Raw genomic sequence first — 22,593 nt, forward strand, 5'->3', positions numbered from 1 at the left:
ACATGGCAAAATTGACAAAAAAGCAAAAAGAGGCTGCTTCAAAAATTGAAAAGAACAAATTGTATTCTTTGAAAGATGCTTCTGCATTGATTAAAGAAGTTGCTTCTGCAAAATTTGACGAGTCTGTAGATATCGCTGTAAAATTGGGTGTAGATCCAAGAAAAGCAAATCAAATGGTAAGAGGTGTAGTAACATTGCCTCACGGAACTGGTAAAGATGTAAGAGTTTTGGCTCTTGTAACGCCAGATAAAGAAGCAGAAGCTAAAGCTGCTGGTGCTGACCACGTAGGTTTGGATGATTATTTACAAAAAATAAAAGACGGTTGGACAGATATCGATGTGATCATCACTATGCCGGCTGTTATGGGTAAATTAGGTCCTCTAGGAAGAATCTTAGGGCCAAGAGGTCTTATGCCAAATCCTAAGACTGGTACCGTAACTATGGATGTTGCGAAAGCTGTTCAAGAAGTTAAAGCTGGTAAAATTGACTTTAAAGTTGACAAAACTGGTATTGTTCATGCTGGAATCGGAAGAGTTTCATTTGGAGCTGACATGATTACTGAAAACGCACATGAAATTATTCAAACATTAATCAAAATGAAACCAACTGCAGCGAAAGGTACTTACATTAAAAGTATCCACATCTCATCAACAATGAGTCCTGCTATAGCTTTAGATCCTAAAGCTGTATAATTGGTAGTTAAAAATTTTTAGTATGACTAGAGAAGAAAAATCAATCGCGATTGAAGATTTAACTGCACAGTTAGCCGGTACAAATGTTGTTTATGTAGCAGACATTTCTGGATTAAATGCAGAGACTACTTCAAACTTAAGAAGAGCTTGTTTCAAAGCAGGTATCAAATTAGAAGTTGTTAAGAACACTTTGCTTGAAAAAGCAATGGAAGCTTCGGATAAAGAGTATGGTGATTTGCCATCTATCTTGAAAGGTAATACATCTATTTTCCTTTCTGAGACAGCAAATGCACCTGCTAAAATCATGAAAGAGTTCCGTAAAAAATCAGATAAACCAGTTCTTAAAGGAGCTTACATCAATTCTGAAATTTACATCGGAGATAACTTGTTAGATTCATTAGCTTCGCTTAAATCTAAAGAAGAGGTTATTGGAGAAATCATCGGATTACTTCAATCTCCTGCTCAAAGAGTTATTTCGGCTCTTAAAAACCAATTCAAAGACGAAGAGGTTGCTTAATTCTTTTGAATTAAGTCAAAAAAACGCGCACAATAATAAATTATATTTTACAAATCATTTTAAACGATAGAAAAAATGGCAGATTTGAAACAATTCGCAGAACAATTAGTTAACTTGACAGTTAAAGAAGTTAACGATTTAGCAACAATATTAAAAGACGAGTATGGTATCGAACCAGCTGCAGCTGCTGTTGTAGTTTCAGGAGGTGGAGATGCTGGTGCTGCTGCTGAAGAGCAAACTGAATTTACAGTTGTTCTTAAAGAGGCTGGTGCTTCTAAATTAGCAGTAGTTAAAGCTGTAAAAGAACTTACAGGTTTAGGTCTTAAAGAAGCTAAAGACTTAGTTGACGGAGCTCCTGCTAACGTTAAAGAAGGTGTTTCTAAAGATGAGGCTGAAGGTCTTAAAAAATCATTAGAAGAGGCTGGAGCTGTAGTTGAGCTTAAATAATACTACCAGTTTTTGAAACAAGGTTTAGGTCTTGGACATGTTCCAATGGCCTAAACCATTTTTCGTATAATAAAATTATATCCAGTTTTATTAGTATTCAGTTAAAACGAAAAAGCTTTTAATCAATACGAAGAAATAAATAAACTCCTACTTTGGTTTATTTTTAAAGATGTATTGTTTTTAAAATAAAGTATGGATTACTTACTGCTTAAACGCAAAAAACTACTTTTTTTTAATCAAAATTTTGTCCATTGATGATAACAAATCAGACCGAAAGATTGAATTTTGCCTCCACAAAAAATATTCCTCAATATCCAGATTTCTTGGATATTCAGGTTAAGTCTTTTAAGGATTTCTTCCAATTGGAAACCAAATCTGACGAAAGAGGCAACGAAGGGCTTTATAACACCTTCATGGAAAATTTCCCAATTACAGATACAAGAAATCAATTTGTATTGGAATTCCTAGATTACTTTGTTGATCCACCACGTTATACAATTCAAGAATGTATAGAGAGAGGTCTTACGTATAGTGTGCCTTTAAAAGCTAGGCTAAAGCTATATTGTACAGATCCAGAGCACGAAGATTTTGAAACTATTGTACAGGATGTTTATCTTGGAACAATTCCTTATATGACGCCAAGTGGTACTTTTGTTATCAATGGTGCTGAGCGTGTTGTTGTTTCGCAATTACACAGATCACCGGGTGTTTTCTTTGGACAATCATTCCATGCAAATGGGACTAAATTATATTCTGCCAGAGTAATTCCTTTTAAAGGTTCTTGGATAGAATTTGCTACCGATATCAACAGCGTAATGTATGCTTATATCGATAGAAAGAAAAAATTACCAGTTACTACTCTATTTAGAGCAATTGGTTTTGAAAGAGATAAAGATATCCTTGAAATATTTGACCTTGCTGAAGAAATTAAAGTTTCTAAAACAAGTTTGAAAAAATATGTAGGTAGAAAATTAGCGGCACGTGTATTGAATACTTGGCACGAAGATTTCGTGGACGAGGATACTGGTGAGGTAGTTTCTATCGAACGTAACGAGATCATCCTTGATCGTGACACTATTATCGATAAAGATAATGTGGAAGAGATTATCGAGGCTAACGTTAAATCTATTTTGTTGCACAAGGAAGATGCTAATCAAGCTGATTATGCTATCATCCACAACACGCTTCAAAAAGATCCAACCAACTCTGAAAAAGAAGCCGTTGAGCACATCTACAGACAATTGCGTAATGCAGAACCGCCTGATGAAGAAACTGCTCGTGGTATTATCGATAAATTGTTCTTCTCTGACCAACGTTACAACTTAGGTGAAGTAGGTCGTTACAGAATGAACAAAAAACTTGGTTTGGATATCCCAATGGAAAAGCAAGTCTTGACCAAAGAAGATATCATTACCATCGTTAAATATCTAATCGAATTGATCAACTCTAAAGCAGAGATTGATGATATCGATCACTTGTCAAACCGTCGTGTTAGAACAGTTGGTGAACAACTTTCTGCTCAATTCGGTGTTGGTTTGGCTCGTATGGCGAGAACCATCCGTGAAAGAATGAACGTTAGAGATAATGAGGTGTTTACACCAATCGACTTGATTAATGCTAAAACATTATCATCGGTTATCAACTCTTTCTTTGGAACGAACCAATTGTCTCAATTTATGGATCAAACGAATCCATTGGCTGAGATTACACACAAAAGAAGATTGTCTGCCCTTGGACCTGGTGGTCTTTCGAGAGAGAGAGCCGGATTTGAGGTACGTGACGTTCACTATACACACTACGGTCGTTTATGTCCGATTGAAACACCAGAGGGTCCAAACATTGGTTTGATTTCTTCTCTTGGAGTTTATGCGAAAGTAAACGGAATGGGTTTCATCGAGACACCTTACCGTAAAGTTACAAACGGAAAAATTGACTTGGTTTCTACTCCAGTATATTTAAGTGCTGAAGAAGAAGAAGGAAAAATGATTTCTCAAGCCAATATTGAGATTGATGCTGACGGAACTATTCTTGCTGATAAAGTTATTGCAAGAGAAGAAGGCGATTTCCCGGTTGTAGATCCATCAAGCATTCATTATGCGGACGTTGCTCCAAACCAGATTGCCTCGATTTCGGCTTCATTGATTCCTTTCTTGGAACATGATGATGCGAATAGAGCCTTGATGGGATCGAACATGATGCGTCAGGCGGTACCATTGTTGAGACCAGAAGCTCCAATTGTTGGAACGGGTCTTGAAAGACAAGTGGCGTCTGATTCTAGAGTATTGATCAATGCTGAAGGTGATGGAACTGTTGAATATGTTGATGCTAATATCATCACTATTAAATACGACAGAACCGAAGAAGAAAGAATGGTAAGTTTTGACCCAGATGAAAAAACTTATAATTTGATCAAATTCAGAAAAACCAACCAGAGTACTTCTATCAACTTGAAACCTATCGTAAGAAAAGGAGACAGAGTGAAATTAGGACAAGTACTTTCTGAGGGTTATGCAACTCAAAACGGAGAACTTGCTTTAGGTAGAAACCTTAAAGTAGCGTTTATGCCTTGGAAAGGGTATAACTTCGAGGATGCGATTGTAATTTCTGAAAAAGTTGTTAGAGACGATATTTTTACTTCTATACATATTGATGATTATTCATTAGATGTTAGAGATACTAAATTAGGTAACGAAGAATTAACGAACGATATCCCGAACGTTTCTGAAGAAGCTACCAAAGATTTAGATGAAAACGGTATGATTAGAATTGGAGCAGAGGTTAAACCTGGCGACATCTTAATCGGAAAAATTACTCCAAAAGGAGAATCTGATCCAACTCCTGAAGAAAAACTTTTAAGAGCCATCTTCGGTGATAAAGCAGGTGATGTAAAAGATGCTTCGTTAAAAGCTTCTCCATCATTACATGGTGTTGTTTTGGATAAAAAATTATTCGCAAGAGCCGTAAAAGATAAACGTAAGAGAGGTAAAGATAAAGATGATTTGTCTTCTCTTGAAATGGAGTTTGAAGTGAAATTTGTTGAATTGAAAGACAAATTAGTTGACAAACTTTTCAATATCGTAAACGGAAAAACTTCGCAAGGGGTTATGAATGATTTGGGTGAGGAAGTTTTACCAAAAGGTAAAAAATACACTCAAAAAATGTTGAATTCTGTTGAAGATTTCGCTCACTTGAGCAAAGGTCAATGGGTTGCAGATGATGAAACTAACAAGTTAGTGAATGATTTGATCCATAACTATAAAATCAAGCTGAACGACTTGCAAGGTGCATTGAGAAGAGAGAAGTTCACGATTACTGTTGGTGATGAATTACCAGCTGGTATCTTGAAATTGGCTAAAGTATATATCGCTAAGAAACGTAAGTTGAAAGTTGGGGATAAGATGGCGGGACGTCACGGTAACAAAGGTATTGTTGCAAGAATTGTTCGTCACGAAGATATGCCTTTCTTGGAAGACGGAACACCAGTTGATATCGTGTTGAACCCACTTGGGGTACCTTCACGTATGAACATCGGTCAGATTTATGAAACAGTTTTAGGTTGGGCAGGTATGAACTTGGGTAGAAAATTTGCTACTCCAATTTTTGATGGTGCAACTCTAGATCAAATCAATGAATTGACTGACGAAGCTGGAATTCCACGTTTCGGTCACACCTATCTTTATGATGGTGGAACTGGAGAGCGTTTCCACCAAGCTGCAACTGTCGGAGTTATCTATATGTTGAAACTTGGACACATGGTTGATGATAAGATGCACGCCCGTTCTATCGGACCATACTCGTTGATTACGCAGCAACCACTTGGAGGTAAAGCTCAATTTGGAGGTCAGCGTTTTGGAGAGATGGAGGTTTGGGCACTTGAAGCTTATGGAGCATCAAGTACACTTCGTGAAATCTTGACAGTTAAATCGGATGACGTTATTGGTAGAGCTAAAACTTACGAAGCTATCGTTAAGGGTGAAAGCATGCCAGAACCAGGATTGCCAGAATCGTTCAACGTATTGATGCACGAATTGAAAGGTCTTGGATTAGACATTCGTTTAGAAGAATAGTATTCAGTAATCAGTATTCAGTAATCAGTTTAAAGCTGAACACTGAATACTGATCACTTTTTTTTAATTAGTTTTCAGGATTTATACCCGTAAACCGTTCCGATTTTTTATTAAGCAAATAGTTTAATAACTAGCACTTCAAGAAAGGCTTGAAGTTTAGAGAAGTAATCCGAGGTAGTGCTTATCGTCAGAATTCAATTTTGATATAAGCGAATTCAATTTTTTAATTGCAAATAAATCAATAGTAAAAACTATGATGAATAATAGAAATAATAATAAAGATAAAAATACCGTAAAAAGGTTTGATAAGATTTCAATCGGTTTGGCTTCTCCAGAATCCATCTTGGCAGAATCTAGAGGTGAAGTTTTAAAACCTGAAACGATCAATTACAGAACGCATAAACCAGAACGTGATGGTCTTTTCTGCGAAAGAATCTTCGGACCTGTTAAGGATTTCGAATGTGCTTGTGGTAAATATAAAAGAATTCGCTACAAAGGAATCGTTTGTGACCGTTGTGGTGTGGAAGTTACAGAAAAGAAAGTACGTCGTGATAGAGTAGGACACATCAACCTTGTTGTACCAATCGCTCATATCTGGTATTTCCGTTCACTTCCAAACAAAATTGGTTATATCCTTGGTCTTCCATCTAAGAAATTAGATATGATCATTTACTATGAAAGATATGTAGTAATCCAAGCTGGTATCGCTAAAAACCCTGATGGAGAATCATTACAAAGATTAGATTTCTTAACAGAAGAAGAGTACTTGAATATCTTGGACACTCTTCCAATGGAAAACCAATATTTAGATGATAATGATCCTAATAAATTCATCGCCAAAATGGGTGCTGAATGTATCATGGATTTATTGGCAAGAATCGATTTGGATACCTTGTCTTATGATTTAAGGCACGCTGCCAATAACGAAACATCTAAACAACGTAAGACTGAAGCTTTAAAAAGACTTCAAGTTGTTGAATCTTTTCGTGAGTCTAACTTGAACAGAGAAAATCGTCCTGAATGGATGATCATGAAAGTAGTTCCAGTTATTCCACCAGAATTACGTCCGTTGGTGCCACTTGATGGAGGTCGTTTTGCAACTTCAGATTTGAATGATTTATACAGAAGAGTAATCATCCGTAACAATCGTTTGAAAAGATTGATGGAAATCAAAGCTCCAGAAGTAATCTTGAGAAACGAAAAACGTATGTTGCAGGAATCTGTAGATTCGTTATTCGATAATACAAGAAAAGCATCAGCTGTTAAAACAGAATCAAACAGACCATTAAAATCACTTTCTGATTCGTTAAAAGGTAAACAAGGTCGTTTCCGTCAAAACCTTTTGGGTAAACGTGTGGATTATTCTGCTCGTTCGGTAATCGTCGTTGGACCTGAATTGAAATTGTTTGAATGTGGTTTGCCAAAAGACATGGCTTCTGAACTTTACAAGCCTTTCGTGATCCGTAAATTGATCGAAAGAGGAATTGTAAAAACAGTTAAGTCAGCTAAAAAAATCATCGACAAGAAAGAACCAGTTGTTTGGGATATTCTTGAAAACGTAATTAAAGGTCATCCTGTATTGCTTAACCGTGCTCCAACTTTGCACAGATTGGGTATCCAGGCATTCCAGCCAAAATTGATAGAAGGAAAAGCAATTCAACTTCACCCATTGGTTTGTACGGCATTTAATGCGGATTTTGATGGTGACCAGATGGCGGTTCACTTGCCATTAGGACCAGAGGCTATTTTGGAAGCTCAATTATTGATGTTGGCTTCCCATAATATCTTGAACCCTGCAAACGGTGCTCCGATTACGGTACCTTCTCAGGATATGGTCTTGGGTCTATATTATATGACCAAAGAGCGTCTTTCAACTCCAGAAATGAAAATCTTAGGACAAGATTTAACTTTTTATTCTGCAGAGGAAGTTAATATTGCCTTGAACGAAGGAAGATTGGAATTGAATGCTAGAGTGAAAATTAGAGCAAAAGATTTCAATGAAAATGGAGAATTGGTATACAAAATCATTCAAACAACGGCCGGACGTGTATTGTTTAATGAAGTAGTTCCAGAAGCTGCGGGTTATATCAATGATGTATTAACCAAGAAAAACCTTAGAGATATTATCGGTCACATTTTAAGTGTTACCAATGTACCTACAACGGCTGCTTTCTTGGACAGTATGAAAGATATGGGATACAAATTTGCCTTTAGAGGAGGATTGTCATTCTCTTTAGGGGATATTAGAATTCCTGAACAAAAAACACAATTAATCGCTGATGCCAGAGAGCAAGTTGAAGGTATTTCTGCGAATTATAATATGGGTCTTATTACCAATAACGAACGTTACAACCAAGTTATTGATATCTGGACTTCTGCAAATGCTCAATTGACAGAATTAGCAATGAAAAATATTAGAGAAGACCAACAAGGTTTCAACTCTGTATATATGATGCTTGATTCTGGAGCGAGGGGTTCTAAAGAACAGATCCGTCAGTTGACTGGTATGCGTGGTTTGATGGCTAAGCCTAAAAAATCTACAGCCGGTGGTGGAGAAATTATTGAAAACCCGATTCTTTCTAACTTTAAGGAAGGTCTTTCTATCCTTGAGTACTTTATTTCTACTCACGGTGCTCGTAAAGGTCTAGCGGATACGGCTTTGAAAACGGCCGATGCTGGATACTTGACAAGAAGACTTCACGACGTTTCTCAGGATGTTATCGTTAACATTGAGGATTGTGGTACTTTAAGAGGTGTTGAAGTTTCTGCATTGAAAAAGAATGAAGAAATCGTTGAAACTTTAGGAGAAAGAATCCTAGGACGTGTTGCATTGCAAGATGTAATCAATCCTTTGACAACTGAAGTTTTAGTGAAAGCTGGTCAGCAAATTACCGAAGCAATAATGAGAATTATTGAAGCTTCTCCAATTGAGAAAGTAGAAGTACGTTCTCCATTAACTTGTGAAGCTACAAAAGGTATCTGTGCTAAATGTTATGGTAGAAATCTAGCAACTGGAAAAATGACTCAAAGAGGTGAGGCTGTTGGTGTAATTGCTGCACAGTCAATTGGAGAGCCAGGAACACAGTTGACACTTCGTACCTTCCACGTTGGAGGGGTTGCGGGAGGTTTATCTGAAGAATCTAGCATCGTTACACGTTTTGCAGGTCGTCTAGAAATAGAAGATTTGAAAACAGTTAAAGGTGAAGATTCTGAAGGGAATACTGTTGATATTGTGGTTTCTCGTTCTACTGAATTAAAACTGGTTGATGAGAAAACTGGAATTATATTGAATACTCACAACTTACCTTACGGTTCTAGTATTTTCGTGAAAGACGGAGATAAAGTTGAAAAAGGAACTGTAATTTGTAAATGGGATCCATATAATGGAGTTATTATTTCTGAGTTTACTGGAAAAATTGCTTACGAAGATCTAGAGCAAGGACAATCGTTCATGGTTGAAATTGATGAGCAAACAGGATTCCAAGAAAAAGTAATTTCTGAAGGAAGAAACAAAAAATTAATCCCAACTTTATTGGTTTATGGTAAAGATGGTGAATTGATTCGTTCTTATAACTTACCAGTTGGAGCCCACTTGATGGTTGAAAATGGTGAGAAGATTAAAGCAGGTAAGATTTTAGTAAAAATACCACGTCGTTCATCAAAATCAAGTGATATTACAGGAGGTTTACCAAGAATTACGGAGTTGTTAGAGGCTCGTAATCCTTCAAACCCAGCTGTAGTTTCTGAGATTGATGGTGTCGTTTCTTTTGGAAAAATCAAAAGAGGTAACCGTGAGATTGTTATTGAATCTAAATTTGGTGAAATCAAGAAATACCTTGTGAAACTTTCAAGCCAGATTCTGGTACAAGAAAATGACTTCGTAAGAGCGGGAGTGCCTTTGTCGGATGGAGCAATCACTCCAGACGATATTTTGAGAATTCAAGGTCCAGCTGCTGTTCAACAGTACTTGGTAAATGAAATTCAAGAGGTATACCGTTTGCAAGGTGTAAAAATCAACGACAAGCACTTTGAAGTTGTAATTCGTCAGATGATGCGTAAAGTAAGAGTTGAAGATCCAGGAGATACATTATTCCTTGAAGATCAATTGATTCATACGAAAGACTTTATCGTTGAAAATGATAAATTATACGGAATGAAAGTGGTTGAAGATGCTGGAGATTCTGATAACTTGAAACCAGGACAGATTATTACTTCTCGTGAATTGCGTGATGAGAACTCACAATTGAAACGTAATGATAAGAATCTAGTTGTAGCACGTGAGGTAATCACAGCAACTGCAACTCCTGTATTGCAAGGTATCACAAGAGCATCTCTTCAAACGAAATCATTTATTTCTGCGGCTTCGTTCCAGGAAACGACTAAAGTATTAAACGAAGCAGCAGTAGCTGGTAAGGTTGATTACTTAGAAGGATTGAAAGAAAATGTTATTGTAGGACATAGAATTCCTGCAGGAACTGGTATGAGAGAATACGATAACACTATCGTAGGATCAAAAGAAGATTTCAATGAAATGATGGCTACAAAAGAAGAGTACAATTACTAGAATTTATTCTAAAAGCAAAAATATTCTTTCTATATTTACTAAACCTAACAGATCATTCTGTTAGGTTTTTTTAATTTAAATTTTTAAAAATAATTTTATGAACGATCAAAATCAAAATCAAGGTCAGATAAATATCGAATTGGACGAAAAAACTGCAGAAGGAGTTTATTCTAACTTAGCAATTATCAATCATTCAGCATCAGAATTTGTGTTGGATTATGTTTGTATCATGCCAGGAACACCAAAAGCTAAAGTAAAATCACGAATTATCCTGACACCACAACATGCTAAAAGATTGTTGAAAGCAATGGGTGAAAATATACATAGGTATGAATTAGCTCACGGAGAAATAAAAGACACTGAACAGCCACCAATACCATTAAATTTTGGACCTACTGGTCAAGCCTAAAAATCAAAGCCTTTTCAGAAATGAAAAGGTTTTTTTATTTCTGAATAACAAATACCAGTTCAAAAGCAGTAAAAAAGAGCTATTGTTATTTATAAAGACTATAATTAAGGATATAATAAAAAATATAATAAAAAAATTTTGAGTTGTTAATTATTTTTATACATTTATGAATTAATTAACAAAAACATTTTTATGAGAAAAATTACACTTTCATGTAAACTGCGATGGTATAATCCATTAAGGTTTCAAAAAAATGTTTGGGGAATCTTAATGCTGATGATGTTGTTTATTCAGTCAGGTTTTTCTCAAACAGTTCTAATTGATCCTGCCGGGGAGGGCGGATTTGAATTAGGAGCATCTTTTACGGCTAACGGATGGACTTCAGTGAATGCTGCTACTGACGGTTGGGCAGTAGGATCTGTTCCTGTGGTGGCAACAGGAAGTAACTGTGCTTATGTTTCTGCAAATGGAGGAGCTGCTTGGTCGTATTCTCAACTAAGTACCTTTACCCACATTTACAGGGATGTTACAATCCCTGCTGGTGAAACTAAATTAAGTTTATCTTTTAAATGGAAAGCGGGAGGTGAAGGATCTACGACATCTGACTGGGATAATTTAAAGCTTTGGTTAGCTCCTGTGACAGTAACTCCAACAACAGGATCACAAGTAAGTGGTGCAACACAATTGATTGGGCCTGGCGCCAATAATGGAATGTATAAGTTAAGTAGTGCCACATGGAATTCAGAAACTATTCAATTTGTTGGTGTTCCTGGGACAACTTATAGATTGATTTTCAGCTGGAAAAGTGATGTTTCTGATATTGCAAATCCTCCATCGGCTCTAGATGATATTTCTTTTGTTAGTTCAATGCCGGGTGATTACATTACTATTGCATCAGGAAATTGGAATGATCCATTAATTTGGGATTCTGGAGTAGTTCCAGGATCTTTGGATAATGCAACTATTTCCACAGGTCATATTGTATCAATTAATGCTACTGGTTTATCAGCTAAAGATGTAACTGTAAATGGAACATTAGAATATGGAACAACTCCAACCTCATTTTCTGCTCTTGGAAATCTAACAGTCAATGCCGGCGGTTTACTAAATGTTTTTAATGGTACAACAGGAAAAACAATAAACGTTGCTGGAAATTTTGTTAATAACGGTACGGTAGATCTTTCTGTTGGAACAACTTCAGCAGGAAATTTAACGTTAAATGGTAGTATGCTTCAAACCGTTAGCGGTTCTGGAACTTTTGTAAATGGAAAAATTAGAAACTTAACATGTTCTAATACAAGTACAGCTATTCCAAATATCGATTGGCAAGTTAATAATTTGAGTGTAGAGTACAATCTTAGTATTTCAAACGCTAAAATAAATTTAGGAACAAATAAATTTACTCATGGTACCAGTACTACAGCTCATACAGGATTAGGTAGCTTTACATTCACCAATGGAGGTTTTATTGGAGGTAAATTTTCTAGATGGTGGAGTGCTGGAGCTACTGGTTATACTACGGCTTCACCGACAAGCATTCCAACAGGAGCTGCAGGAAGATATCCGTTTTATACTTTAGATGGTCAGCAAAGGATTTTATACATAGGAAGAGCTACGCCAACAGTTGGAGGAGAATATGCGGTTGTGTATAATAATTCGTCAACGGTAACTTCAGGACTTTCTATTGTTGACGGTGCTTATACTATAACAGATAGATGGAATGGTTCTTTTCAAGTTTCGACTGAAGGAACATCGCCAGTAGCTGCAAGTTATTGGGCAACTATTTTTGCTCCAAATGTTTATTACCCTTTAAACGGCTTTGGAAGAGTACTCGGTCAAGCAGCTGCTTTAAGTGGAACTCACGTGAACTCAACTGCTGGAGCATCAGCTCAAAGAAACACTATGACTGAGGCAGATTTACTTACTGCAACGGGATTATATATGGGTATCAATTCAGCAGACTTATTGTTTGCTTCAGTTGCAAGTGGCGATTGGAATAATCCAGCTACTTGGAACAAAGGAATTGTTCCCTCTTGTACAGATGCTGTAACAATTGCATCAGGAACAACAGTTACAGTTAACTCAGCTGCAAATGTTGCAAAAGACGTTAACATTGCCGTAGGCGGAACATTAAGTGTAGCATCAGGAGACTTGACAGTTGGATGCACACTTAAAAATAATTTGTTTGTTAATAATGGTACTTTAACGGTTTCTGGTGGAGTTTTAAATATAAATGGAAGCTTTACACATAATTCAGGATCCACTTTCAATCAAAGTGCAGGTGCTATCAATGTTGATGGAAATGACGCTGGTGCTGCAGCAACATCTGTAGCTTCAAGTATTTCGATTGTACAACTTAATAGCAATTTGATCAATTGGACTGGAGGAACACTTACAGTGGTTGATCCACATGCTAACCCAACGGCTAGTAATTCTTTTACTTATACAAGTGGGACATCTATAAATGTTACCGCAGGCCACACATTGCGTTTCGGAGATGGAGTTTCTACTGATGCAGGTGGTAATGCTACAAATGGATTTAGGATGAATACTTGGGCAAGTTCTGGAAGAATTTCTTTTTTTAATTTAGAAATAAATGGAGCTGCTGGAGCTAATAGATTCGTTTCAAGCACTTATACTTACGGTGTTAATGGAGATTTCGTAATTAATGCAAATGGAGAATATAGAGAAGGTACCAATACCACTTATGTTGCCGGAAATGTTTCTAACTCAGGTACTTATTTCAACACGGGAACGTTATATTTAGGATCTTTATTGAATGGAGTAGTAGCTCCTTCTTTGAATGTGCAAACTATTTCTGGTGCTGGAATATATGCTAATGCATTAACAGGTTCAACAGCTAATTTAAGCACATTATCTGTTAATAATACAAATGCATCAGGTGTTACTTTAAATGTTCCCCTTTCTTTGAGTGGAAACTTAAATTTAGTAGCTGGAAAATTAAATACTACTGATGCTAATTTATTAACAGTAGGAACTGCAACAGCGGCTGCAAATATTTCTGGAGGAAGTGCTACAGCGTATGTTAATGGTCCTCTATCAAGAACAATTGTATCAGGAAATGCCAATACAAATTATATCGTTTTCCCAATAGGAAAAACTGATTATACTCCTATTGCTTTAGCTCCATCTACAACTGCGGTTTCGTCTTTTAAAGCTGAGGCTTTTGCTAACAATACGGGTACAGCCGATGCAACAATAAACACATTGGCAGATAAAAGATGGCAAGTTGTTAATTTGTCCGGAACTTATACAGACATAAATGTAAGAGTGGGTGAAGCTGGAATCGTAGCAACAAGCATTCCTGTTCAAGGAACTTCTGCTGCAGGTGTGTATTCTAACGCTTTTGGAAGTTTAGCTACGTTTACATCTGGAACACCTAATACAACTGAATCAAATTCAGCTGTAGTAGCGGCTAACTTTACAGGTTTTATTTCTTATGCAAATTCTAATGTTTGCTCAGGAACTCCAACACCTGGAAATTTGATCGCTTCATCAAGTGTTATTTGCTTGGGAACTACCGTTAATTTTTCATTGCAAAATGATACTCCTGGAACAGGTGTTTCTTATGTTTGGGAAAGCTCAATCAATGGTGTAGACTTTACTCCAATAGATGAAGCAACAACTTCTACATATTCAACGGTTCCATCAGTAGAGATGTACTATAGAGTTCAGGTTACATGTGGAGCAAATACGGGAACTACTTCAGTGGTTCACTTAACATTTAATAATTCAATAACAGGTACTACTCCAGCAGCACGTTGTGGCGTGGGAACTGTAGATTTAGAGGCTGTTGGTAGCTTAGGAAGCACTATTAAATGGTATGCAGACGCCACTGGTGGTTTATCACTAGGAAGCGGTTCGCCATTTACAACACCAGCAATTAGCGAAAACACAACTTATTATGCTGCTGCAGAAACTTCTTCTGCTGGAATGATCAGTTTAGGAGCTGGAGCTACAACAAGTTCAAGTGTTGGACAATCATTGCTTCCAGGAGGCTGGGGTGGTGCAAAAACACAATATATAATTAGAGCAACAGAACTTGTTGCCGCAGGTTTAACTGCTGGAAACATTACTAGCTTAGGTTTTGAACCAACAATTTCAGGTCAAACTTACCAAGGTTTTTATGTAAGTATAGGTAACACAGCAAATACAACTGCACCAACGACTACATTCTTATCTGCAGGATTAACACAAGTTTTTGCTGGAACTGAAGCTAATGATGGTTTTACTCCAGTATCAAATTCGGTTAATACACTTGCATTTGGAACGGGTACAGGATCTGCAACTTCTTTCAATTGGGATGGAACTTCTAATATTGTAGTTTCTATTTCATGGAGTAGAGTACCTGCTGCAGCTACTGCTACAGGAACAGCAATGAAAGTTGATAACGTTGGATTTGTCTCTACAGCTTATAGACAAAGAGATAATTTAGCTCCTGCAGCTATGTTAGCTGAAACATCTGTTAGCTCAACAACTAACTTTAGACCTAAATTCATTATTGATGGGTTAGTAATTTGTTCTTCTCCAAGAGTTGCTGTTGCAGCTACTGTATCTGCTCCACCAGCATTTACTTTAAGTGCTACTTCGGCTGTAATTTGTATTGGAGAAACTGTTGATCAACCAGTAACTATAACTGCTGGAGCAACAGATTATGATACTTTCTTATGGACGCCATCAACAGGAGTTACTGGAGATGCTACAAGTGGATGGGTATTTAATCCTGCAACTACTACTGATTATGTACTTTCTGCAACACAATCTGCAGGAGTATGTGCTACTACAGCTGAATTTACAGTAACTGTTAATCCATTACCAAATACAATTATATTTTCTCCAGCAGCACCAGCTTTATGTACGGATGGAAGCCCGGTTATGCTTACAGCACTTCCGCAAGTAGCAACTCCGGTTGGAGCATGTTTGACCTCACCAAACGGTCAATGGCCTTCGGGAACTTATACACCAACAACATGTGATGGTGTAACAGCTAATAATATTGTTACAAATGCTTATGCAGGTGAATATTCTTCTGTAAATGTACTTGCAAACACTAAATATACTTTTACTTCTACAGGTGGTAGTGATTATGTGACTATTTCTAATGCTGCTGGAACAACAGTTTTGGCTGCAGGTCCCTCACCAATTCAATGGGTTTCAACAAGTGCAGCAACTATAAGATTTTACAGTCATACTGATGCTGCTTGTGGAGCTGCTTCGGTAAATAGGACTAGGTCTATTATTTGTAGTCCATTGACTCCTGTAGTTTGGTCACCAATTGCAGGATTATTTACAGATGCTGAAGGTATGGTGGCTTATACAGGTACTCCAGCAGTTTCTGTTTATGCTAAGCCAGTAAGTACTACTGACTATACAGCTACTGCAACTACAAGTGCAGACTGTTCTACATCAAGTGATGTAACTGTAACAGTTAATGCTCTACCTTCTTTGGTAATTACCAATCCGGCTGCTGTATGTTCTCCTTCAACGGTTGATATTACTGCTGCTGCAGTTACTGCTGGTTCTGATGCTGATTTGACATTGTCTTATTGGGCAGATCCAAATGCTACTGTAACATTCCCGAATCCTAATGCAATTTCAAGCTCAGGAACATTTTATATTAAAGCAGTTAATGCTAATGGATGTTCTGAAGTTGTTTCTGTTGCTGTAACAGTAAATACATTGCCATCACTAGTTGTCACAAGTCCGGCTGCTGTATGTTTTCCTTCAACGGTTGATATTACTGCTGCTGCAGTTACTGCTGGTTCAGATGCTGATTTGACGTTGTCTTATTGGGCAGATCCAAACGCAACTGTTACTTTCCCTGATCCTAATGCAATAGCTAGTTCAGGTACATTTTATATCAGAGCTGAAAATGCAAATGGATGTTTTGTGATTTCTCCGGTTTCGGTAGTAGTTAATGTGGTGGATGCTCCTACAGGTGATGCTGCACAATCCTTTAACAATGTTGCCACTGTAGCTGATTTAGACGCTACAGGAGATGGTATTCAATGGTATGATGCCGCAACTGAAGGTACATTACTAACTTCTGAAACACCACTTGTAAATGGAGGAATGTATTTTGCTTCTCAAACAGTTGGAGGTTGTGAAAGCACAATGAGACTTGAAGTTACCGTAACTATTGTAAGTACTATTATAGATTATGTAAACCTTCAATTTCCGGGTACTGCAACAATCAATGAAGGAGGGAGTTTTGATATTTATGCACAAGTATATGATGCTGGTGTAACTGAGGCTGCTGGTGCAAATGCTGCAATCACGGCTTGGATTGGATATAGTTCTACAAATGAAAATCCTAATTCGGCTTCTTTCACATGGATTCCTGCAAATTATAATGTTCAGTCAGGAAACAATGATGAGTATAGTATTTCTTTAGGTTCAACTTTACCGGTTGGTACTTACTATTATGCAAGTAGATTCCAAGTAAACGGAGGCGACTTCGCTTATGGAGGATATTCTGCTACAAATGGTGGTTTCTGGGATGGAACTACTAATATTAATGGTGTATTGACAGTTCAAGAACCTGAAATTACGTATGCTAACATTCAATTCCCTGGTACTGCAACAATTACAGTAGGTGGATCAGAGACAATTTATGCTCAAGTTTATGCTCAAGGAGTTACCGAAGCGGTTGGTGCTGCTACAGGAATTACAGCTTGGATTGGATATAGCTCAACTGACGAAAATCCAAATGCAGCTTCTTTCACATGGGTTCCTGCAACTTTCAATGTACAGTCAGGTAATAATGATGAGTTTTCATTAGCATTAGGTACTGGATTGACAGCTGGAACATATTACTATGCTAGTAGATTCCAATTGAATGGTGGAGACTTTGTATATGGCGGATATTCTGCTACAAATGGAGGTTTCTGGAATGGAACTACTAATGTAAATGGTGTACTAACTGTTAACTGTGGTGTCGTAGCCGCTCCAACAACTGCAAATCCAACACAGGATTTCAATACAGGGGATGACTTATCAACATTTGACGTAACGGGTGAAAACTTGATTTGGTATGATGCTGCAACTGACGGAAACGTATTACCATCTACTACTGTAATCACGACAGGAACTGTTTATTATGTTTCTCAAACAGTTGGCGGTTGCGAAAGTGCCGATCGTTTGATGATTACTGCAGGTGTAGATCTTAGAACTCCTGGATTTGATACTGCAAACTTAAAATACTATCCAAACCCAGTTTCGGATATATTGACAGTAACATATTCGGGTACTATTGAATCTATTGAAGTATTTAATGTTCTTGGACAAAGAGTGTATCAAAAAACACACAATGCTCAAGAAGTTAAAATCGATATGAGTAATCTTGCTTCAGGAAATTATATTGTAAATGTAGTTTCTAATGGCTTGGTTAAAAATCTTAAGGTGATTAAAAAGTAGTTTTAGCTGCTGAAAAAGCCTAAGTTAAATTTAAATCCCGATTGTCATTTGACAATCGGGATTTTTTATTTACCGCAATAGTGTAAAAGTTTCCAAGATGCCTAAAGATACTTAACTAGCCCCGACAGGAGGGAATCCCGATTTTTCATCGGGAAGGAAGGATGGCGGGAACATGGATTATTTTGTATCTAACGATTCGCTCCAAAAACTACTTAACCTGATTGGTTATCCAATCTCCTATTTGGGCCAAGGCAATTGGAGAAAATGTTTGCTCAATTTTTTCATATTCATCAACAGAACAGGTCACGCATTCCTGGAAAAGATGGTTCATATTGGGTAATTCTACAACCGTTACTTTTTTATTTCCTCCTTTTTCTAATGCATTTTTTATAGCTTGGGTATTTACTTTTGATGGAACCTGTACATCTTTTTCTCCATTTAGAACCAGAACTGGACATTTCACATCCTTTAAAATCAAGGAAGGATTGTAGGTAACAAAATATTGAAACCAAGGTGATGCAATCATGCCTATTTGTTGTGAAATTACTGTATTGATTTCTTCCTGAGATGGTTTTTGGTCAGCAGGAAGTTCGTCAAAACTTGCCTGAATGATAGCTGTCAATTTTTGTTTGGCTGTTTCGAGATTTTTTTCAGTCTTAATGATGTCGTATATCTTTGCATTGTCAGCTTGAGTTTCTTTTAATTCTTCTTCACTCATTCCGGCTGCTTTTCCTACGAGATATGTTTGCTGTATTAAAAGTTCATCACCAGGAATTCCAGTTCCGGCCAGGAGTACGATATAACTGATGTCTTTAGAGTTTGCCGCAACCATTGGAGCAATAATTCCACCTTCGCTGTGACCAATGAGTCCAATTTTTTTGATATTTACTTCTTTTCTAGTTTTTAGATATTCGACAGCTGCCGAAACATCAGTAGCAAAATCCTTTGTGGTGGCTATGTTTCTGTCGCCTTTTGATTCGCCCACACCTCTGTCATCAAAACGAAGAACTCCAATTCCTCTTTTGGTTAAATAATCGGCAATGACCAAAAACGATTTATGTCCCAAAAGTTCTGAATCCCTGTTTTGAGCACCGCTTCCGCTGATTAAAACCACTACAGGGAATTTACCTTCTTTGCTTGGTAGGGTTAAAGTTCCGCCTAGAGAGATGTTGTCCTTTTTGTTTTGGAAGGTTATATTTTCTACATAATAATTGAACTCGGTTGGTTCTTGTGGTCGTTTTTTTACATCTTTGTTTTGGATTAAGTTCAGTGGGAAATTTGCACCTCCTTGGCTAAATGTCCCGATGATTTCATTTGAAGCTTTTAGGGTTCCATTGTATTCGATTCCTGCAATTTCGATTCCCATTTTCAGATTAGGACTTTGAAACGAAACTGTATTTATTGGAATACCTCGAACACCTTGTTCAGGACTATCCATGGTTGCTGCATAACCGTTAGAATCTTTACGAATGTTAAAAATCAGATTTAATTTTGTTCCTTGAATTTCAATGGTTCCAAACCATTGTCCTGCTATTTCCTGAGAAAATGAGAGGGACGAAATGAATAATAATAGTAGTGAAAATGCTTTTTTCATGATGATTAATTTATAAGTGTAAGAATAATTTTTGAAATAATTTCGGCTAAAATAATAGCTCCAGCAAACAATAAATTGTTTTTAGTTCCTCGTGAATTGGTAGCTATTTTGAATCCGTTAAAAAGTAAAATAACAAACCATACTAAAAACAACATTGTAATTCCGGCAATTAAAATCATTACTACCATGTCGATAGGTGCTATATTTACTCCATTTTGAAGATTTTTAGTGTCTATTGAAGCGAGAATCCTTTCGCCTAAATCGGCACTAAAATTTTGATAGTTAATGAATGTCAACAAATAGAAAGGAAATCTAGAAATGAGTACAGATGTTAGTATGTCAATTATTCGAGTTTTAGGATTGATGTATTTTCCCAAAAAGAATAGAACCAGAAATAGCGAAACGATATTGATGAGATTATCGATAACGGGTTTGAAATGTGTGGGAACTCCAGGGAAATGAAGATCGAGAACGCCATCGAATCGTGCTTCAAATACATATCCGAGATAGCTTCCTATTAATGTAAATAGCACTCCAAAAAACAATAACTTGTTTTCGGTATATCTTTCAAACGGATTAAAAATTATAGTTTTCATTTGTTTTCAGATTTTAATTGATTGATTTTTTCGATGATGTCGTCTAATTTATTCCTTACCGTCGGGTAACTTTTGCCCATCTGGACGGCCATTTCTTTCAAGCTTCCACTGGACAAGAAAAATTGAAGGATAAAATTTTGTTCTTCTTCTGGTATTTGAAGAAGTAAGGGTAGGATGTAGTTGCCGGAAACAGTAGTATTGCAATTTCCGCAGCTGAGTTGCGAGACTGAAAGTGCTTTTTCGCAACTCGGACAATTAATAGGAAGTTTTGGATTCATAACTAAACTAATTTTATACAAAAGTAAATATTATTTAATAAAAAATAAATAATATTTAAATATTTATTTATAATGTTTAAAATTATTTTAGTTTTAGATATAAAAAAAGCTCCCAAAAAGGAGCTATTTGATTAGTCAAATTTATTTTTGATGTAGTATTTTCCGTCTAAATCATCGTCAAAATCATCAATCTTTGGTGGTTTTGGTTTCGGCTTACTGGCCATAGCTTTCTTTTTCCAAAGCTCAAATTTATCGGCAGTGAGTTTCTTTTTCATGATTTCGATCACCTCTTTTTCGGCAAATCCAAATTCTTTCTTTATTATCTCAAATGGGTTTTTCTCTTCTAAAGCAAGCGTTATTAGCTTTTCGTTTTGTTCCCAGGTCAAATCAATGCGTTTACTCTTTTTCATTACTTGAAAATTAATTCAGATAAATTTTTTTTAGGGTTAAATTCTTATTCAATATTAAGAAAAAAACCAATCACTTTATCGGCTGTTCAAAAATATTTTATTAAAAGTTCGGTTAATTTATTTTTTTAGCTTTTTGAAACGGAATTTTCAATAGATTTTTCAGGTTGTTGTTTTCTTCAGGTTGCATGTGAGTATCCACTCCGTAAATGATTTTTTCGTTGGGCAAGCTTGTAAATGTTCCAAAAAGACGGTCCCAAATAGAGAAGATATTTCCATAATTGGAATCTGTGTAAGGCAAAACATAGTGATGATGAACCTTGTGCATATCAGGCGAAACAATGAAGTAGCTAATAATGGTGTCAAGTTTTTTTGGTAGCGAAATATTTGCATGATTAAACTGTGAAAATACCACTGACATCGATTGGTATAAAAAAACTAACCACATAGGACTTCCCACCACCAAGACGCCAATTGTTGTGAAAATAAAACGAATTATGCTTTCGCCTGGATGATGACGGTTTGCGGATGTAGTGTCAATCCAGGTATCTGTGTGGTGAATGAGGTGAAAACGCCACATCCATTTTGTTTTATGCTGGACAAGGTGTGCCAAATAGGCTCCAATCAAATCCAATAATAATAATCCGATGATAGTATAGATCCAAATGTTTATCTCAGGCAACCACTGCAAAATCCCAAACTTATTTTGAACGGCCCAATCGGCTGTCATCAGTAAAATAAATGCCATGACAAAGTTTACAATTATGGTAGTAATGGTAAAAAAAATGTTGATTCCGGCATGATTCCATTTCTTGTAGTCAAAAACAAATAAAGGTTTGGCACTTTCAAGTAGCCAAAAAAAGGCAATTCCACCAGCTAAAATTAAACCCCTATGAAGTGATGGAATGGTGGTGAAATAATTAATAATACTTTCCATGTAATCGAGTTTATATCAAATATAAGGAAAACATCATTTTATTGTTCTGAAAGTGAGATTAATTCGAGGAGGAATAGGTTTTGCGGTTTTAGGAATTTGGTGCAACCAGAAATGTTGTGTAGTTCCTTTCATTATCAGCAAACTTCCATGTTCTAAAAGTATTTTATGCTTTAATTCTTTATCAAATTTATGTTTTAGATGGAAATATCTTTCAGCTCCAAAGCTCAGCGATGCAATGACAGGATTTTGGCCTAGCTCCTTTTCGTTGTCGGCATGCCACCCATTGCTATCTTTTCCATCGCGGTATAAATTAAGCAAAACAGTCGAAAAATTGGCATCCACAACATCTTCTAGTTTGAATTTCATTTTTTGAAGCAAACTATTCCAAGGATGAGGTTGCATGATGATATGGGAGTAGGAATAGGATTTTCCTTCATTGCCAAAAAGGGCTGTCAATCTGGGTTGAGGATGAACTTTTCCATAAATTTTAACGTCATCTTGTTGCCACGGAATAGTGTTTTGTAATTCGGTGAAAATACTATTTGCGGTAGCAACATCAAAAAATGAAGGATAATAGATGATTTCGGCATCTGGCAAGTCGAAAATGATTTTATCTTCCGGAAAGAGTGAGTTCATACAACAAAAATA

General features: G+C 36.6%; 13 protein-coding genes. 7 read left to right on the forward strand and 6 right to left on the reverse strand.

Annotation, left to right across the window (positions count from 1 at the left end):
• Positions 1-2: 2 nt before the first annotated feature.
• The 7 genes from rplA (at position 3) to G508_RS19440 (ending at position 18,133) form a co-directional block, all read left to right on the forward strand.
• A complete protein-coding gene (rplA, locus tag G508_RS0104310; protein WP_026704164.1) occupies positions 3-692 on the forward strand; it encodes a 50S ribosomal protein L1 in 690 nt (229 codons plus the stop codon).
• Between the two features lie 22 nt (positions 693-714).
• Positions 715-1,209: a 50S ribosomal protein L10 gene (gene rplJ, locus G508_RS0104315; protein WP_026704165.1), complete on the forward strand. Its 495-nt coding sequence runs from the start codon at positions 715-717 to the stop codon at positions 1,207-1,209.
• A gap of 75 nt (positions 1,210-1,284) precedes the next feature.
• The gene (gene rplL, locus G508_RS0104320; protein WP_026704166.1) at positions 1,285-1,656 is read left to right on the forward strand and encodes a 50S ribosomal protein L7/L12; all 372 of its coding nucleotides are present in this window, start codon (positions 1,285-1,287) and stop codon (positions 1,654-1,656) included.
• Between the two features lie 254 nt (positions 1,657-1,910).
• Positions 1,911-5,723, forward strand: a complete 3,813-nt coding sequence (gene rpoB / locus G508_RS0104325) for a DNA-directed RNA polymerase subunit beta (protein WP_026704167.1) — start codon at positions 1,911-1,913, stop codon at positions 5,721-5,723.
• Between the two features lie 253 nt (positions 5,724-5,976).
• Positions 5,977-10,287 (forward strand): DNA-directed RNA polymerase subunit beta', encoded by a 4,311-nt coding sequence (gene rpoC, locus G508_RS0104330; RefSeq protein ID WP_026704168.1) that lies wholly within the window; start codon positions 5,977-5,979, stop codon positions 10,285-10,287.
• Positions 10,288-10,384: 97 nt separating this feature from the next.
• The gene (locus tag G508_RS0104335) at positions 10,385-10,696 is read left to right on the forward strand and encodes a DUF3467 domain-containing protein (RefSeq protein WP_026704169.1); all 312 of its coding nucleotides are present in this window, start codon (positions 10,385-10,387) and stop codon (positions 10,694-10,696) included.
• Positions 10,697-10,888: 192 nt separating this feature from the next.
• On the forward strand, positions 10,889-18,133 hold the full coding sequence (locus tag G508_RS19440) for an Ig-like domain-containing protein (protein ID WP_051197446.1): 7,245 nt from the start codon (positions 10,889-10,891) through the stop codon (positions 18,131-18,133).
• Between the two features lie 208 nt (positions 18,134-18,341).
• Here the strand turns inward: G508_RS19440 and G508_RS0104345 are convergent, their stop codons facing one another.
• The 6 genes from G508_RS0104345 to G508_RS0104375 form a co-directional block, all read right to left on the reverse strand.
• The gene (locus G508_RS0104345; protein WP_026704170.1) at positions 18,342-19,727 is read right to left on the reverse strand and encodes an alpha/beta hydrolase family protein; all 1,386 of its coding nucleotides are present in this window, start codon (positions 19,725-19,727) and stop codon (positions 18,342-18,344) included.
• A 5-nt stretch (positions 19,728-19,732) separates the two neighbouring features.
• Complete coding sequence (locus G508_RS0104350) at positions 19,733-20,323, reverse strand: hypothetical protein (protein ID WP_026704171.1); 591 nt, start codon at positions 20,321-20,323, stop codon at positions 19,733-19,735.
• Complete coding sequence (locus G508_RS0104355; RefSeq protein WP_026704172.1) at positions 20,320-20,601, reverse strand: DUF2089 family protein; 282 nt, start codon at positions 20,599-20,601, stop codon at positions 20,320-20,322. The genes G508_RS0104350 and G508_RS0104355 overlap by 4 nt, the downstream gene beginning before the upstream one ends.
• Before the next feature lie 131 nt (positions 20,602-20,732).
• Positions 20,733-21,011, reverse strand: a complete 279-nt coding sequence (locus G508_RS0104360) for a DUF2805 domain-containing protein (RefSeq protein ID WP_026704173.1) — start codon at positions 21,009-21,011, stop codon at positions 20,733-20,735.
• A 112-nt stretch (positions 21,012-21,123) separates the two neighbouring features.
• Entirely contained in the window at positions 21,124-21,945 is an 822-nt protein-coding gene (locus G508_RS0104370) for a sterol desaturase family protein (RefSeq protein ID WP_026704174.1), read from the reverse strand.
• A gap of 33 nt (positions 21,946-21,978) precedes the next feature.
• Positions 21,979-22,581 carry an alpha-ketoglutarate-dependent dioxygenase AlkB family protein gene (locus tag G508_RS0104375; RefSeq protein WP_026704175.1) on the reverse strand — a complete coding sequence of 201 codons (603 nt, stop codon included), beginning with the start codon at positions 22,579-22,581 and terminating at the stop codon, positions 21,979-21,981.
• Between the last annotated feature and the right edge of the window lie 12 nt (positions 22,582-22,593).

Origin of the sequence: Flavobacterium soli DSM 19725 (genome assembly GCF_000422705.1) — a bacterium.
Classification (GTDB): Bacteria; Bacteroidota; Bacteroidia; order Flavobacteriales; family Flavobacteriaceae; genus Flavobacterium; species Flavobacterium soli.

Bases quoted from the DNA above. Each gene is read 5' to 3' on its own strand.
- rplA (WP_026704164.1), top strand. From the start codon at position 3: ATGGCAAAATTGACAAAAAAGCAAAAAGAGGCTGCTTCAAAAATTGAA.
- rplJ (WP_026704165.1), top strand. From the start codon at position 715: ATGACTAGAGAAGAAAAATCAATCGCGATTGAAGATTTAACTGCACAG.
- rplL (WP_026704166.1), top strand. From the start codon at position 1,285: ATGGCAGATTTGAAACAATTCGCAGAACAATTAGTTAACTTGACAGTT.
- rpoB (WP_026704167.1), top strand. From the start codon at position 1,911: ATGATAACAAATCAGACCGAAAGATTGAATTTTGCCTCCACAAAAAAT.
- rpoC (WP_026704168.1), top strand. From the start codon at position 5,977: ATGATGAATAATAGAAATAATAATAAAGATAAAAATACCGTAAAAAGG.
- G508_RS0104335 (WP_026704169.1), top strand. From the start codon at position 10,385: ATGAACGATCAAAATCAAAATCAAGGTCAGATAAATATCGAATTGGAC.
- G508_RS19440 (WP_051197446.1), top strand. From the start codon at position 10,889: ATGAGAAAAATTACACTTTCATGTAAACTGCGATGGTATAATCCATTA.
- G508_RS0104345 (WP_026704170.1), bottom strand. From the start codon at position 19,727: ATGAAAAAAGCATTTTCACTACTATTATTATTCATTTCGTCCCTCTCA.
- G508_RS0104350 (WP_026704171.1), bottom strand. From the start codon at position 20,323: ATGAAAACTATAATTTTTAATCCGTTTGAAAGATATACCGAAAACAAG.
- G508_RS0104355 (WP_026704172.1), bottom strand. From the start codon at position 20,601: ATGAATCCAAAACTTCCTATTAATTGTCCGAGTTGCGAAAAAGCACTT.
- G508_RS0104360 (WP_026704173.1), bottom strand. From the start codon at position 21,011: ATGAAAAAGAGTAAACGCATTGATTTGACCTGGGAACAAAACGAAAAG.
- G508_RS0104370 (WP_026704174.1), bottom strand. From the start codon at position 21,945: ATGGAAAGTATTATTAATTATTTCACCACCATTCCATCACTTCATAGG.
- G508_RS0104375 (WP_026704175.1), bottom strand. From the start codon at position 22,581: ATGAACTCACTCTTTCCGGAAGATAAAATCATTTTCGACTTGCCAGAT.